We start from the raw sequence: 12,036 nt of genomic DNA on the forward strand, positions 1-12,036 counted from the left end.
CTCAGGCTAAAACCCCTTGCCTTCAACTCCGTTATCCTGTCCCTCTCTTCCAAATTAAGTTGCTTATATCGTCTCTCCATAAACACTTAGGGTAACTCCTTCGTAGCCCCAAGTGTTGCACTTCCTCATTGAACTGGCGTCTTACATTTGGAGTAATTCCTATTTGTTTAAGTGGGATATACACGGAAAACCATCTTTCTTTATCTACTTCGATATTTGCCTTTGGCGGTTTTATCATAATATCCTTAATTTCTTCATCTCCTATATCTTCTATTATCGGCTCTTTTTCAAGTTCAAGTTTTGCGAATTTATTTAATAATTGACATATTCTCTGGAGCATTTTTTTGGTTTTCTCTGATACTTTTACCTGTGGTTTGCCCTTTGATAATTCTTCTCTTTTCTTTTCAATGAAAGGTTGTAAAATTTTTTCTATTTCATTTTGCAGAATTTGGCAATCTTGGTGCTTCCACTCAATTCCGCCTCTGTTTGGATCAATCAGACCATAATCCCCTTGCCTAACTTTTTCGTAAATCCCATCACAAATAACCTCGCCAAAAAAATACCACCCTGCTTTTTCAGTTGAAAACTTAAATAGCTGATTATCAAGAATAGCACCTCTGCTTTTTATCAATAAACATGATATAAAAAAAGGATTATTATACGGACTTTCTAATTCTGAATCGCTTTCAAAAACTTTTATTCTAACCTCATCACCAAAATTAGGGAGTGTAACGGATTTAGTAAGTATCTCTTCCCCTTCAGGTTTTTCATATAAAATGCTTGTGGTTTGCTTCAATTCAGCTTTTTCTGGTGATTCGAATACCAATTGGACTTTTCTATTAGAAGAGGAGCTTATGTCTCTCAAAGCAAAATGATTACACAATTGAGACTTAATTGTCTTATAATCTGGGCATTTAATTTTTGGATTAGTAACAAAAATCTTAACATGCGTTCCATTCTCTTGAATACCAATTTTTCTTCTTGCCTCTGGAGATGGAACATAACTCTCGGTAGTAATTTTATATTTTGCACTTCTTTCAGTTTCATCCCACCAGAGTTCTGCAATAGATAATTTATTATCTCTGATAGTATAAATAGTCCCCTTACCTAATGCAATAATCGTCTCTTTGAGTCCCCTACCAAAAAGACCTCTTACACTTTTACCTCTTTCAAAACCGCTTGTTTCCCCACCAAAACTGAGTGCTTTTTCAAGCTGATTTCTATCCATTCCTTCTGCAAAATCAATTGCCACTAATTCTTTGCATATGCCACCTTTCAATCTCAGAATGGAAATTTTGATTTCACCATGACAGCTAATTTTTTCTTCCTCAAGTCTTTTATAACTGTCATCACAGTTGGTTACCAATTCTACAATAGCATCCGGAAAACTCCGAATAGTTCCAAGACTCATCTGTTTGACGATCCAGTCTTCTATACGAAGTTTTCTGTGTTCACTAAAAATGGTATTATTCATCAGTGCGTCCTCCTTTTTAACCCAACTTAAACATTTTTCTACAAACTCCCAAAAATTCTAACAATTCTTTCTCTTTATAACCTTTGCAAACATTCCAATAATACTCTATATTTTGTTTTAAAATTCTTATCGGCGTTTCTCTTGTCGCACCGAGCATCTCTCTAAGTTCTCCTTCGGAGATATTGAAAGTATCTTTATTATTTATAAATTTTGTAAATGCTTTGCTTTTTTTAATAAAACTTATTATAGCCTCGCCTCGTTCTCTTGGCTTTTTACTTGTCATTTTGCGACTTTTCATTGTCGGAATGTCACGGGCTAATTGACTACGAACATCTTGAGCAACTTCTTTCCCAAACTCTGTAATTTTGAATCCGCTTTTTTCCTTACCCACAAGCCATCCATTAACTCTGCACCGTATCATAGACAAATATACTCTGTTGCTATCAGGCCATTGACTGTAACGTCTTAAACAGAAACGTTTTGGGAAAAGGTCAAAACATTCTTTTACAAGTCTTTCAAAAGCACATTCTTCACCCTTTTCCGTTAAGTTCAAAACTGCAAAAATAGTTAGTTTGTCTATAGCAGTTGAAAGATAAGTTTTTTCGTTAAATGCTCTTGCCATTGATAATTTCAGCCTCTGTATCCTTTATTAATTGTTCAAATTGCTGGTAAGCTTTAAAATTGTCTTTGTTACCATTATTTGACCTTCTAATTATTTTTTTATATCTGATTCCAATTGCCTTCTGAATATTTTTATTGAGCACTGGAATAGGAATTGACAGAATTTCATTCCTGTTTATGCAAGTTGTTGCCGAACCGTGTTTATTTATTTTAAACCAATCTTTTCCAAATCTTGTTTTTAAAAATATAGTCACATAAAATGGCGATATTCCTTTTACTCTAAGTATAAAGATACAATCAGAGACAACCCCTATATCTTTTTGTTCTGCAACGATGGCTGTTCTACCCACACATCCATCCCCAACTCGCACAATGAGAATATCACCTGCTTTTATGTATGCACCTTTAATGTCCATACTACTTTTAGGTTTAATAAATTTTTCATCTTTTTTATAATCGGTGCCTATTTTTGTGATATTTGTAGAATGTAAAAATCTTAAACCTTTCTTAATAAACCTCCTTTCTTTTCCATAAACCGTTCTTCCTGTTTTACAATAGATTGCAAAATCTTTTAACGGTTTGACCATCTCATCACCCATCAACTCTTGTAAATGACTTTTTTGTAGATTATAGTAATAGTAGTAATCCATCCGCTTTAATAAGTCTTTTGCTAAAACCTTTATTGTATTATTGACCTCTCCAGTTTTTTCTAAATCATGTGCTTTTACAGAATAGTTTAAATTATTCTTTTTTTGTTTATTTAAAATAAGAATGCTTGTTTTAGCTGATGTGTCTTCAAATACATTTCGGGGCAGATTAATGATGTGTAAAACCTGTGTATTTTTTAAAATAAATTCTCTTACATATTGATATTTAAGGTTGGAGAGGACACCATCAGGAAGGATAACTACAATAAAGCCTCCATTTTTTGTTAAGCTTATAAATTTTTCTGTAAAGAGTATTTCAACTGCCAGACTTTTTCTTAGATGCCCATTGTTTTTAGCTAAATCGTAAGTAGATAATATCTCTTTTGATTCTATTCTCTGAAACCAGCTACTGAAAGGCGGATTCCCTACAACAAGGTCAAATCCTCCATCTGAAATAATCTTATTTATCTTGGTTTTCTCCCATGTCGCTTCTAATAAGCTGTTACCTGCAAAGATCACTGAGTTTGACAAAGCTGTTTTTTTAAGAGTATGAATCACTAATGGGTCTATATCCACCCCAAATAATTTTGCACGCTTCCATTTCAGTGATGCAATTTTGAGGAATACGCCATTGCCGACAGCAGGGTCAATTATGTTTTTAATATCTGTTGTTGGGACAAGCGATAATGCCTTTTCAACTGCAAATTCAGGTGTAAAGTATTGATTATAATTCTTTCTGTTTCTATGTCTTAGAGATTTAATTCCTTTGATAACAAAAAGTGATTGCTGGTTTGGACTCATTATATCGCCCTTACTAAGAATATCCTTGCCCATCGGTTTTAGTAGTTTATCAGAAAAGAACGAAGTTATAGAAGTTTTTTCTTCTAAGATAAGACCGCACACAGCGGACATGTCCAATGTATCGCCTGCTTTTAAAAGAAGGGATATAGACTACTTGCTTGAGCTTCTCTCGGGGCTGGCAGGAGATGGTAAGAGGATTCTATTTTTAGACATAGGGGCAGACCTCGGCACATTCGCAGTGACTGTGGGTAATGCCTTCAAAGGCTATGAGGGGCTCCATGTGCTTGCCTTTGAGCCAGCTGCACAAAGTTATGCCCTCCTTAAAGACAACATAGCTCTAAATAAACTATCTAAACGCACTCGGTGCAAGGTTTCTCCGAAAGCTCACGCCATATAATAGCTGGTGGCATTATCGAGTAAACAGTTAATTTATCTTTACAATGAGTTGCCTTTTAATTATTATTAATTCATGAAGACCTTGCGTCTTGCCCTTGCTCAGATAAACCCAACTGTTGGCGACATAGAGGGCAATGTCAAAAAGATACTACGATATATCAAAGAGGCAAAGGACTATAGTGCAGAAGTAGTTGCATTCCCTGAGCTTTCAGTCACAGGCTATCCTCCAGAGGACCTCCTTCTTAAGCCCCAGTTTATCTCGGATAACCTCAAGGGATTAGATACGATAAGAGAAAATACAGAGGGCATTGTTGTAGTTATGGGCTTTGTTGACAGAAAGACCGATATATACAATGCAGCAGGGATTATCTCCCAAAAGACCTTAATCGATGTATACCATAAGATATATCTTCCAAACTACGGTGTTTTTGACGAGCAGAGGTATTTTCAGGCAGGAACGAGACATACGGTCTATCAGGTCGGAGATGCCATCGTTGGTGTTAATATCTGCGAGGACATATGGTATCCAGAGGGACCTACGAGGACTCAGGCACTTATGGGCGCAGAGGTAATCATTAATATCAATGCCTCACCCTATACAATGGGCAAGGCAAGGTTCAGAGAGCAGATGCTTTCAACGAGGGCATCTGACAGCGCAGTTTTAGTGGCATACCTTAATACAGTTGGCGGACAGGATGAACTGGTCTTTGACGGAGAAAGCCTCGTTATCAATGAAATGGGACAGACGATAGCAAAGGGCAGGCAGTTTGAGGAAGAACTTATAGTTATTGACCTTGACTTAGATGCAGTCTTTATGCGGAGACTTCATGACCCAAGAAGAAGACAGCAGGTACTGTCACTTGAAGGCAACGATATAAAAACAATACCCATTCCCCATGTTTCTGCCCCTGTTAGAAAGAAGAGAAAGCCCCTTCCTCAAAGGGAGATTAAGGTTATGGAGCCTATAGAGGAGGTCTATAATGCCCTTGTTTTAGGTGTGTCCGATTATGTGAGGAAGAACGATTTCAAGGGAGTCCTGATTGGCTTAAGCGGAGGCATCGACTCGGCAGTCGTCTCTGCCATAGCAGTGGATGCACTCGGAGCTGAAAATGTGACCTGCCTCTTTATGCCATCTAAGTACACATCTTCCGAAAGCAGGGAGGATTCCTATGGGCTTGTCAAAAACTTAGGCATCAAGATTATAGAGATTCCAATTGACAGTATTCTCAAAAGTTACCTCGATACACTAAGCCCTGAATTTAAAGGTCTTCCGTCAGATGTAACTGAGGAGAACATTCAGGCAAGAGTGAGGGGAAATATCCTTATGGCATTTTCGAATAAGTTTGGAATGCTTGTCCTTACAACAGGCAATAAGTCGGAGATGTCTGTTGGCTATGCCACCCTTTATGGAGACATGGCAGGAGGTTTTGCAGTTATAAAGGATGTGCCAAAGACCATGGTATATGAGCTTGCAAAATGGCTAAACAGGCATGCAGTTTTGATACCAGAAAGGGTTCTCTATAAAGAGCCCTCGGCAGAGCTTAAGCCTGACCAGAAAGACACCGATACACTTCCTCCTTACCCTGTGCTTGACCCAATCCTTAAGGCATATATAGAGGAGGAAAGAAGCTTTGAGGAAATCCTTTCCATGGGGTGCGAGGAGGAGTGTGCCAGAAAGGTCGTCTCTATGATAGACAGGTCCGAATATAAAAGAAGGCAATCGCCTCCTGGAATCAAGATAACACCTAAGGCATTCGGAAAAGACAGACGATTTCCGATTACTAATAAATACAGGAGGGTTTAAGATGAACGGCATGATTAAAGTGGCTAAGGTTTTGCTTTTTACCCTTGTAGTAGTATCCCTTATATACATCTCGCCTGCCTTCTCAGAGGAAGAAGATGAGGCGTTTCAGTTTAAGACAAACACCGAGATTGCAGGTGTAAAGCCCAAAAGGCCTGTGAGGGTTAAGGTTGAGCGGCATAAAGACGGAGAGTATTCATGGGATATTACAGGCGACAACAACGATATAGATGAAATCATAAAGGCAGATAGAAGATTTAGAAAGGCATTCGGGAATTCAAAAGATAAGTGATGGGAGAGCACCAGAAGATATTAGACCTTAGAGGCCTCAGGTGTCCTGAGCCACAGAAAAAGACAGAGGAAGAACTTAATCTCATAAAAGAAGGAGTCTTGATTGTCCTTCTAAACAGTCCTTCAAACTATAATGTAGAGAGGCTTGCAAAAAAATCAGGCATGAAGGTAGAGAGCACGAAACACAAAGACTACTGGGAGCTTAAGATTACAAAAACCCCTTATTCAGGAAAGCCAAAAGAGGGAATCTTAAAAAGCATAAAGAGGCTCTTAAAGCAGGAAAAAGCCGAAGACAAAGGCATACTCCTTGTCATAGGCACAGATACCATGGGAAAGGAAGACGACATTGGTAGTGTGCTTATGAAAGGGTTTTTCGATACAATGAAAGTAACGAAAGAGATTCCTAATACAATATTCTTTTTAAACAGAGGAGTGATGCTTACGACAAAAGACACCGAGATTATCCCTATTCTTAAAGACATAGAGGCAATGGGTGTGGAGATATTCTCTTGTGGGACATGCCTTAAGCACTATGGTCTTGAGGCTGAACTAAAGGTTGGTTTCAGAGGAACGACAAACCACATAGTGGAAGGCATAAAGGAATTTAGAAAGGTCGTATGGATTTGATACGGCTCTTTTCCATCTTTTAGAGTATCAAGGGACATTGAAGGGAGGAAGCCTTATCCTTTGAAAGGAACCCTCTACATAGTAGCAACGCCAATTGGAAATCTTGAGGACATAACCCTGAGGGCTTTAAGGGTGCTTAAAGAGGTAGATGTCATTGCAGTGGAGGATACAAGACATTCTCTTAAGCTCCTTAGCCACTATGAAATCAAAGGAAAGCCTTTGATAAGCTACTGGGCTGAAAGGGAAAAGGTCAAATCAGAGGAGGTCATGAAGAGGCTTAATTTAGGCCAATCGGTTGCACTCATCTCCGATTCAGGCACACCTGCAATTTCAGACCCAGGAGGGGTGCTCGTCAGAAAGGCATTAGATAGCGGTATTTTAGTTGTCCCTGTGCCAGGGCCATCAGCACTCATAGCCGCGCTGTCTGTGTCAGGGATGCCTGTTGGAGGGTTTACATTCATAGGGTTTCTGCCCTCAAAGAGGACACAAAGGGTAAAGGCATTGAAAGACCTGAGCTTAGAGAAAAGGACATTGGTTTTCTATGAGGCGCCTCATAGGCTTCTTGAGACACTTGCTGATATAGAGGAGATATTTGGAAGCAGGATGGCAGTTGTGATAAAGGAGATAACAAAGCTCCATGAGGAGGCAATGCATGGAAGTATCCCTGAGCTAAGGGCATCCATTCAGGAAAAAACCATAGCAGGCGAGTATGTCATTATCGTTGAAGGCAGAAAGATAAAAGAGGTATCCTTCGGTGAGGCACTCTCTGAGGTAATGGCATTAATCAAGAAGGGCATGGGAAGAAAAGAGGCTGTAAAAACAGTTGCCAGAGAATACGGTATAAGTAAAAATGAGCTTTACGAAAAGAGTCTTCTAAGATGAAGACTGTCATCATATGGCTTTCGGTTGTATTTGTTCTTTCAGTGTATCCATTTAAGGGAGGCGCAGGGGTCCCTTACAGGGATGAGGCGATTCATTTTATCGTCTATGCCATCACATGCGCACTTTTTTTCACATTCCTTATAAGAAGGATGCGGCTTCTCAGTGCCCTTGTCGTATCGGTTTTGCTGTCAGCAGGGTATGGGCTTTTGATGGAGGTCATACAGCAGGTTATTACGGCATCGAGAAGGTTTTCCGTTTCAGATGTGGTTTCAAACATAGCAGGAGCGATTTCATCGGCAGTGTTTATTGCAGTCAAAAGGAGAGGAAGATGAGACTTCTTTCCTTGACTCGATAGCGAATTTTTATTTATCATAACAGCCTGAGGTGAGGATGAAAGTCGCAATCGGATGTGACCACGCAGGCATTGAGATGAAAGAGGAAATAAGCGGTCTCCTTAAGGATATGGGGGTCGAGCTGGTAGACATGGGCACAAGCACCCCTGAATCCGTAGATTATCCTGATTTCGGAGAGAAGGTGGCAGAGGCAGTCTCGAAAGGCATGTTTGAGCGGGGGGTTTTAATATGCGGAACAGGGATAGGCATGTCAATTGTGGCAAATAAATTTCCACGCATAAGGGCATCTCTTTGTAACGACCTATTTACCGCAAAGATGAGCAGGCTTCATAACGATGCAAACATACTCGTCATAGGCGGAAGAATCGTTGGAAAGGGTCTTGCGAGAGAGATTGCAAAGGTATGGTTTGAAACTCCCTTTGAAAGCGGAAGACACCTTCAGAGGCTTAAGAAAATCAGCCTTATCGAGGAAAAGGCAAAAAGAACTTATGAGCCTGAATGAGCTTAAACTCATAGACCCAGAGGTTTATGAGGCAATCGAGAAAGAGATAAACAGGGAAAGGGAAAAGATTGTCCTCATAGCCTCTGAAAACTATGCAAGCAAGGCGGTTTTAGAGGCGCAAGGCTCTATATTTACCAATAAGTATGCAGAAGGCTATCCGTCAAAAAGATACTACGCAGGATGCGAATATGCAGATATAGTCGAAAACATTGCAATCGAAAGGGCAAAAGAGCTTTTCTCCGCAGAGCATGTAAATGTTCAGCCACATTCAGGCACACAGGCGAATATGGCAGTGTATTTTGCCTTTCTTAAGCCCGGTGACACTATATTGGGAATGAGCCTGAGTCATGGCGGACATCTGTCTCACGGTGCGCCTGTGAATTTCTCGGGGATGCTTTATAAGAACATATCATACGGTGTCGATAAAGACGGATACATAGATTACGATGAGGTAGAAAGGCTTGCACTTAAGCACAGACCAAAGATGCTCCTTGCAGGTGCAAGCGCCTATTCAAGGACAATAGACTTTAAGGCATTCAGTGATATAGCAAAGAAAGTGAATGCATATCTTACTGCTGACATAGCCCACATAGCAGGCATTATTGCAGGAGGGCTTCATCCCACACCTCTGCCTTACGCTGATTTTGTGACAACCACAACTCATAAAACCTTAAGGGGACCAAGGGGCGGGGTAATCATGTGCAGGGCTGAATACGCAAAGGCAATAGACAGGATGATATTCCCCGGCATACAGGGAGGCCCGCTTGTTCATATCATAGCCGCAAAGGCAGTTGCATTCAAAGAAGCCCTTCTGCCTTCATTCAGGCAATATCAGGAATCTGTCATAAGAAATGCAAAAAGGCTTGCAGAGGAAATGATGACAAGGGGCTTTAAGGTCATCTCCAATGGCACGGATAATCACCTGATGCTTATCGACCTTACAAATAACGATATCACGGGAAAAGAGGTAGAGGACATACTCGATAAGATTGGAATCACTGTCAATAAAAACCCGATTCCATTCGATGAGAGGCCTCCTGCCATTACAAGCGGTATAAGGATAGGCACGCCATCGGTTACTACCAGAGGGATGTCTGAAAACGAAATGGCAGAAATTGCAGAGATGATAGATATTGCTATCAAAAATAAAAATAACGAATCGGTGAAGGCAGAGATTAAGGCAAAGACAGCAAAGCTCTGCAGAGAATTTCCAATATATCGGGAGCTATGATATGAAGTGCCCTTTTTGCGGACATATCGAAGACAAGGTGATAGACTCACGAGCAGGCAAAGACGGCGATGTGATTCGTAGAAGAAGGGAATGCCTGAAATGCGAAAAGCGTTTCACCTCATACGAGAGAATCGAGGAGGTCCATCCAATGGTGATTAAAAAGGATGGCAGACGGGAGCCATTTGACAGACAAAAAATCCTTCATGGGCTTGAGAAGGCATGCGAGAAAAGACCCATTCCAGTCGAAATCAGAGAGTCGGTTGCTAACCAGATCGAGAAAAAGCTCCTGAGCTTAGGCGAAAAGGAAATCCCAAGCTCACGCATCGGAGATGAGGTTATGTCTTCGCTTAAAGATCTCGATAAGGTCGCATATGTGAGGTTTGCCTCTGTTTACAGGGACTTCAAGGATGCCTTTGAGTTTATGGATGAGGTTAAAACACTGTTTGAGCAAAAAGGTAAAACTAAAAAGCAGGAAGGTAGATAAGGCAGGACTGCTATGGGCAATAAGATAAAACTTGCGATTGCAGGTATTGGAAACTGTGCAAGCTCTTTGATTCAGGGTATTGGATATTATAGCCAAATAAAGGGACATTTGAGTCCATTAGGACTTATGCATTATGAAATAGGCGGATACAGGGTTAAAGACATAGAGGTCGTTTCTGCATTTGACATAGATAAAAGAAAGGTTGGGAAACCACTTAAATCCGCCATATTCGAGGAGCCTAACTGCACAAAGGTATTCAAGTTAGATGTATTGGACAATGTAAAGGTCCAGATGGCAGAGGTGCTCGATGGCGTTTCATCCCATATGGCTGATTATCCGACTGAAAGAAGGTTCGTTGTCTCAGACAGAAAGTCATGCGATGTGGTAGATGTTCTCAAAAAGTCAGGTGCTCATATGCTCCTTAATTACCTGCCTGTAGGCTCTGAAAAAGCCACTGCATTCTATGCAGAGGCATGCCTCAAGGCAGGCGTTGCCTTCATAAACTGTGTGCCTGTCTTTATTGCATCCAACAGGAAATGGCAGGAAAGGTTTGAAGATGCAGGCATTCCGATAATAGGAGACGATGTAAAAAGCCAGTTAGGTGCTACCATAATTCACAGGGCGCTTGCAAAGCTCTTCATCGATAGAGGCGTTAAAATCGATAGAACATATCAGTTAAATGTAGGCGGGAATACGGATTTCTTAAACATGCTCAACAGAAGCAGGCTCTCTTCAAAAAAGCTCTCAAAGACAAAGGCAATTCAGTGCCTGATAAACGAGCCTCTCGATGAAAATCAGATTCATGTAGGTCCATCGGATTACATACCATGGCTTAACGATAACAAGGTGTGTTTCTTGAGAATCGATGGCAGGGGGTTTGGCAATATTCCGGTAAACTTAGAGCTAAGGCTGTCTGTGGAGGATTCTCCAAATAGCGCAGGTGTCGTTATAGATGCAATAAGGTGCTGTAAGCTTGCACTTGACAGGCATATCGGTGGTGCCCTCATATCTCCATCTTCTTATTTCATGAAGCATCCGCCTTCACAGTTTCCTGACGATATAGCAAAAAGGATGGTTGAGGAGTTTATTTCCGGGAAAAGAAAAAGGTGATAGCAGGAAGATGGGGACATAGCCTCGACAGATACTTAAAGCCATTAGCCAAAAGACTTAACATTAACCCCAATATCCTGACAATAGTTGGATTTCTGCTTTCTGGCATGGCTGGCGGGCTACTTTCATTTGACCTCTTCTTAGGTGGGCTGACGATACTTCTTGCAGGGCTTTTCGATATGCTCGATGGCATAGTTGCGAGGGTAAATCAAAGGGTCACTGCCTCTGGAGCATATCTTGACTCTGTGCTTGACAGATACTCCGATGCGTTTGTGTTTTCAGGACTGGCATGGTATCTCAGGGAAGACCTCGAAGGCGTTCTCCTTAGTTTGGGCTCGATGATAGGTGCATTCCTTGTAAGCTACACGAGGGCAAGGGCAGAGGGATTGGGAAAAGACTGCAAGGTTGGCATAATGGAAAGGCCAGAGAGAATTTTGCTTTTGTCGTTTGGATGTCTTACGGGATGGATTGTGCCAACCCTTTGGGTTATGTTTTCCCTTACCCACTTCACAGTGCTTCAGAGGATTTATTATGTTTTAAAAAGACAATAAGACATTTCCAAATTGGCTTGACAAAAACTAATCCCGCTTCTTTCCACAAGGGTATCCATTGGCTAAATGTCCAACACGACGTTATCCCTCCTTTTCCTTGAAGTAGAAAGGACTCCGGTTGCATTATATTAAGCATCCGCCTCCTTCCCGTCAAGGGAACTGTATGGGTTCAGGACATATGAAACAAGTTATATCCCCCTCACCCCAGCCCTCTCCCGCAAGGGGAGAGGGAAAAGAAAACCATAGTTCATTTTTTACTTGACAA

General features: G+C 40.9%; 14 protein-coding genes. 11 read left to right on the forward strand and 3 right to left on the reverse strand.

The annotated features are described in order from the left end of the window. Positions 1-31: 31 nt before the first annotated feature. From HY805_10915 to HY805_10925, 3 genes are read right to left on the reverse strand one after another with little or no spacing between them, the layout of a single operon-like run. Positions 32-1,474 (reverse strand): ATP-binding protein, encoded by a 1,443-nt coding sequence (locus tag HY805_10915; GenBank protein MBI4824717.1) that lies wholly within the window; start codon positions 1,472-1,474, stop codon positions 32-34. A gap of 16 nt (positions 1,475-1,490) precedes the next feature. After that, entirely contained in the window at positions 1,491-2,096 is a 606-nt protein-coding gene (locus HY805_10920; GenBank protein MBI4824718.1) for a hypothetical protein, read from the reverse strand. Beyond that, positions 2,080-3,654: an N-6 DNA methylase gene (locus HY805_10925; protein MBI4824719.1), complete on the reverse strand. Its 1,575-nt coding sequence runs from the start codon at positions 3,652-3,654 to the stop codon at positions 2,080-2,082. The genes HY805_10920 and HY805_10925 overlap by 17 nt, the downstream gene beginning before the upstream one ends. On the opposite strand from HY805_10925, the gene HY805_10930 reads away from it, so the two are divergent. The 11 genes from HY805_10930 to HY805_10980 all read left to right on the forward strand — a co-directional run bounded on the left by HY805_10930 (position 3,653) and on the right by HY805_10980 (position 11,771). After that, positions 3,653-3,940, forward strand: a complete 288-nt coding sequence (locus tag HY805_10930; GenBank protein MBI4824720.1) for a hypothetical protein — start codon at positions 3,653-3,655, stop codon at positions 3,938-3,940. The two genes, HY805_10925 and HY805_10930, sit on opposite strands and share 2 nt — an antisense overlap. Before the next feature lie 72 nt (positions 3,941-4,012). Further along, a complete protein-coding gene (locus HY805_10935; protein MBI4824721.1) occupies positions 4,013-5,743 on the forward strand; it encodes an NAD+ synthase in 1,731 nt (576 codons plus the stop codon). Position 5,744: 1 nt separating this feature from the next. Beyond that, entirely contained in the window at positions 5,745-6,032 is a 288-nt protein-coding gene (locus HY805_10940; protein ID MBI4824722.1) for a hypothetical protein, read from the forward strand. Further along, a complete protein-coding gene (gene yedF, locus HY805_10945) occupies positions 6,032-6,658 on the forward strand; it encodes a sulfurtransferase-like selenium metabolism protein YedF (protein MBI4824723.1) in 627 nt (208 codons plus the stop codon). Before HY805_10940 ends, yedF begins: the two co-directional genes overlap by 1 nt. 36 nt (positions 6,659-6,694) lie before the next feature. Beyond that, on the forward strand, positions 6,695-7,540 hold the full coding sequence (gene rsmI / locus HY805_10950; protein ID MBI4824724.1) for a 16S rRNA (cytidine(1402)-2'-O)-methyltransferase: 846 nt from the start codon (positions 6,695-6,697) through the stop codon (positions 7,538-7,540). Beyond that, entirely contained in the window at positions 7,537-7,872 is a 336-nt protein-coding gene (gene vanZ / locus HY805_10955) for a VanZ family protein (GenBank protein MBI4824725.1), read from the forward strand. Before rsmI ends, vanZ begins: the two co-directional genes overlap by 4 nt. A 58-nt stretch (positions 7,873-7,930) precedes the next feature. Continuing rightward, on the forward strand, positions 7,931-8,395 hold the full coding sequence (gene rpiB, locus HY805_10960) for a ribose 5-phosphate isomerase B (protein MBI4824726.1): 465 nt from the start codon (positions 7,931-7,933) through the stop codon (positions 8,393-8,395). Further along, a complete protein-coding gene (locus tag HY805_10965) occupies positions 8,382-9,626 on the forward strand; it encodes a serine hydroxymethyltransferase (protein ID MBI4824727.1) in 1,245 nt (414 codons plus the stop codon). Before rpiB ends, HY805_10965 begins: the two co-directional genes overlap by 14 nt. Before the next feature lies 1 nt (position 9,627). Next, entirely contained in the window at positions 9,628-10,110 is a 483-nt protein-coding gene (gene nrdR, locus HY805_10970) for a transcriptional repressor NrdR (protein MBI4824728.1), read from the forward strand. A 12-nt stretch (positions 10,111-10,122) separates the two neighbouring features. Beyond that, a complete protein-coding gene (locus tag HY805_10975) occupies positions 10,123-11,220 on the forward strand; it encodes an inositol-3-phosphate synthase (GenBank protein ID MBI4824729.1) in 1,098 nt (365 codons plus the stop codon). Then, positions 11,217-11,771 (forward strand): CDP-alcohol phosphatidyltransferase family protein, encoded by a 555-nt coding sequence (locus HY805_10980; protein ID MBI4824730.1) that lies wholly within the window; start codon positions 11,217-11,219, stop codon positions 11,769-11,771. The genes HY805_10975 and HY805_10980 overlap by 4 nt, the downstream gene beginning before the upstream one ends. Positions 11,772-12,036: the final 265 nt, after the last annotated feature.

The organism is Nitrospirota bacterium, assembly GCA_016207905.1.
Lineage (GTDB): Bacteria > Nitrospirota > Thermodesulfovibrionia > Thermodesulfovibrionales > JdFR-86 > JACQZC01.

Coding starts and splice junctions, on each gene's coding strand:
- HY805_10915 (MBI4824717.1), bottom strand. CDS start 1,474: ATGAATAATACCATTTTTAGTGAACACAGAAAACTTCGTATAGAAGAC.
- HY805_10920 (MBI4824718.1), bottom strand. CDS start 2,096: ATGGCAAGAGCATTTAACGAAAAAACTTATCTTTCAACTGCTATAGAC.
- HY805_10930 (MBI4824720.1), top strand. CDS start 3,653: ATGTCCAATGTATCGCCTGCTTTTAAAAGAAGGGATATAGACTACTTG.
- HY805_10925 (MBI4824719.1), bottom strand. CDS start 3,654: ATGTCCGCTGTGTGCGGTCTTATCTTAGAAGAAAAAACTTCTATAACT.
- HY805_10935 (MBI4824721.1), top strand. CDS start 4,013: ATGAAGACCTTGCGTCTTGCCCTTGCTCAGATAAACCCAACTGTTGGC.
- HY805_10940 (MBI4824722.1), top strand. CDS start 5,745: ATGAACGGCATGATTAAAGTGGCTAAGGTTTTGCTTTTTACCCTTGTA.
- yedF (MBI4824723.1), top strand. CDS start 6,032: ATGGGAGAGCACCAGAAGATATTAGACCTTAGAGGCCTCAGGTGTCCT.
- vanZ (MBI4824725.1), top strand. CDS start 7,537: ATGAAGACTGTCATCATATGGCTTTCGGTTGTATTTGTTCTTTCAGTG.
- rpiB (MBI4824726.1), top strand. CDS start 7,931: ATGAAAGTCGCAATCGGATGTGACCACGCAGGCATTGAGATGAAAGAG.
- HY805_10965 (MBI4824727.1), top strand. CDS start 8,382: ATGAGCCTGAATGAGCTTAAACTCATAGACCCAGAGGTTTATGAGGCA.
- nrdR (MBI4824728.1), top strand. CDS start 9,628: ATGAAGTGCCCTTTTTGCGGACATATCGAAGACAAGGTGATAGACTCA.
- HY805_10975 (MBI4824729.1), top strand. CDS start 10,123: ATGGGCAATAAGATAAAACTTGCGATTGCAGGTATTGGAAACTGTGCA.